The following is a 3,122-nucleotide window of genomic DNA, read 5'->3' on the forward strand; positions in this document are numbered from 1 at the left end:
TGCCGACGACACCAGCCCCGACGTGGGGATCCAGTACGCCCACGACCCGGAGAACACCGAGCGGCAGCAGCTGGTCGGACACGCCCCCGCCTCGCCCGGCGCCGTCTCCGCCGGGCAGGTGCCGGACGGGCTGATGGTGCCGGCCGAGGACAGCACCCGCCCGGAGGTCACCGACCACACCGCCGCCGAGGTCACGCCCGAGGAGGACTTCACCGTCGACCTGGGCATCAGTGACGACGTCGAGGTCCTCACCGCCACCCTCGAGGTCGGCAACGACGTCGACGGCGAGCCGCGCACGGTGAACCTCACCGACGACGGCGACGGACGCTACAGCCACACCATCCCTGCAGTGGACCTGACCGGCAAGGAGTGGGTGGAGTACACCGTCACCGCCCACGACCGGCTCGGCAGCACCACCACCGAGACCCGCCGGGTGCCGGTCGCCGGCGTGGACACCAGCCCGGTGCGGCTCAACCTGGAGGACGGGCAGTTCGTCACCGGCACCACCCGGGTGTCCGCGGCCGGTGAGGAGTACCCGCCCGCCGTCGACCTCAGCATCGACGGGGTACCGGTGTCCGCGACGGAGGAGTCCCTGGAGGACGAGCCGTGGTTCGCCTTCGAGGCCACCTCCACCGACGCCTTCTTCCGCAACGGCGTGCTGATCGGGGAGGAGGTGCTGCACGTCTTCGACGAGGGCTTCTACGCCGAGGAGGTGACGGTCGCGGTGCCGGTGCCGCTCAGCTACGTCACCCAGGGAGAGGACCTGGTGCTCAGCGTCTACGCCGGGACCAAGGCCTGGCCCGAGATCGACGAGGACGAGAACAACGACGACTTCCAGGTCCGCAACCTGCGGCTGGTGCTCCCCGACGGCCGGACGCTGCGCCCGGACGGCTACGACGACCCGGCCGAGTGGCTGCGGATGGGCGACAGCGCCGGCAAGCTCGACTTCTACGACGCCCAGTTCCCGCTGCCCGGCGACGCCTTCACCGCGGTCGCCCACGACTGGGACACCACGGCCACCGGCGACGGCCACCACACCGTCGCCGCCAGCGACGGCTCCACCACCGTGGAGCGCGCGGTGCAGGTGGACAACACCGCCCCGGTGATCGAGACCGACCTGCAGGAGCGTCAGTACCAGGGCGAGATCGTCATCGACGCCCAGGCCACCGACGCAGGCGCCGGACTGCGTGAGCTGACCGCGGCCCTGGACGGTGAACCCGTCGAGCTGCCACACACCACCAGCTCGGTCGACCTGGCGGCCGGTGAGCACGAGGTGGTACTAAGCGCCCGCGACGAGGTCGGCAACACGAGCACCCGCCGGGTCGTCTTCACCACCCCCGAGGAGCAGCCGTCCGGCAGCCCGGTCGGCCCCGCGGACGGTGCGACGGTGCGCGACGACGACGTGCTGCTGACCGCCGAGGTCGAGGACCCGACCGGCGACGCGCTGGCCGTCGAGCTGCGCGAGGGTAGTCGCCTTGTCCCGGGTGACGACGGGCTCACCGCCGCCAGCGGCACCACCCGGGTCGCGCTCGGCATCGACCGCGACGACGCGGTCGTGCTCAGCGGCGAGGAGCTGGCCGCCATGGCCGGTGACGACGGCCTCGACACCGAGGTGGCCTCCAGCGACGCCTTCCCCTACCAGCTGTTCGACGTGCAGGTCGGTGACGCTACCGGCGAGGACGACCTCGTCCGGGTCGGCTGGGACGGCCGTGCCAACGCCGGGGCGAAGGTGCTGCTCTACGCCCAGCACGCCGAGACCGGGGAGTGGGTCGAGGTGGACCGGGCGCTGACCACCGGCGACAACGGCACCGACATCACCCTCGAGGGCATGGTGACCGCCGCCGACCACGCCGCGGAGGGGACGGTCCGGCTGCTGGTGCAGCACTCCGAGGGCTTCGCCGGGCAGGACCTGTCCACCCGCGACAGCGACGTGACGCCGCACCACCCCGACGACGTGCCGCGGTCGGAGTACGACTTCACGATCGGCTGGGAGTCCGACACGCAGTACTACAACGAGACCTACTACCAGCGGCAGCTGGACATCCACGACTACTTCCTGGACCGGCGGCAGCCGCTGAACCTGCAGTACGTCATCCACACCGGCGACGTGGTGGACGAGTACGACCAGGAGTACCAGTGGCGCAACGCCGACCCGGCTTACCGCATGCTCGAGGACGCCGGGCTGCCCTACGGGGTGCTGGCGGGCAACCACGACGTCGGCGGCGCGCTGGAGGACTACCGCGAGTTCAGCCGCTGGTTCGGGGAGGACCGGTTCGCCGACAACCCGTGGTACGGCGGGTCCTACCAGGACAACCGCGGCCACTACGACCTGATCACCGCCGGCGGCGTCGACTTCCTCATGCTCTCCATGGGGTGGGGCCCCGACGACGAGGCCATCGCCTGGATGAACCAGGTGCTGGCGCGCTACCCGGAGCGGACGGCGGTCATCAACCTGCACGAGTACGTGCTCACCACCGGCGGGCTCGGCCCGATCCCGCAGCGGATCCAGGACGAGGTCGTGGCCACCAACCCCAACGTCGTGGCGGTCACCTCCGGTCACTACCACGATGCCTTCACGCGGGTGGACGAGTTCGACGACGACGGCGACGGGCAGCCGGACCGCACGGTCCACCAGATGCTCTTCGACTACCAGGGGCTGCCCGAGGGCGGCCAGGCGTTCCTGCGGCTGCTGCACTTCGACAACGAGGGCGAGCGGATGCTGGTGCGCACCTACTCGCCCTACCTGGACACCTACAACTCCGAGGACCCCTCCCTGGAGCTGGAGCACCAGGAGTTCGAGGTGCCCTACGCCGACCTGCAGATCACTCCCCGGGAGAAGGTGCTGGCCACCGACGACCTGGTCGTGGAGGTGCTGACCGATGAGGTGATCGCCTCGGTCGACGGGGTGGCGAGCGGCTCGACGGTGCAGCAGTGGTGGTACGACCGGGCCAACGGTGACCACGGCTGGTACGTGCTGACCCGGGACCCGCACGGCGGCGTGCACCGCTCCGAGGTGGCCACCGTGACCGTCGACGCGCCAGGCAACGGCCGGCCGCGGCCGGACCAGCCGAAGCGGCCCCGGCCGGGCCCGCCGGAGGAGCCGGGCGCGGGCCGGGGCAAAG

The 3,122-nt window shown here is 71.3% G+C and carries 1 protein-coding gene; it reads left to right on the forward strand.

All coding sequences use genetic code 11. From position 1 onward, the window contains the following. A partial coding sequence (locus GFJ45_RS15745; protein WP_194288731.1) for a metallophosphoesterase occupies positions 1-3,122 on the forward strand: 3,122 nt, incomplete at both ends.

Source organism: Ornithinicoccus halotolerans, assembly GCF_009602535.1.
Classification (GTDB): Bacteria; Actinomycetota; Actinomycetes; order Actinomycetales; family Dermatophilaceae; genus Ornithinicoccus; species Ornithinicoccus halotolerans.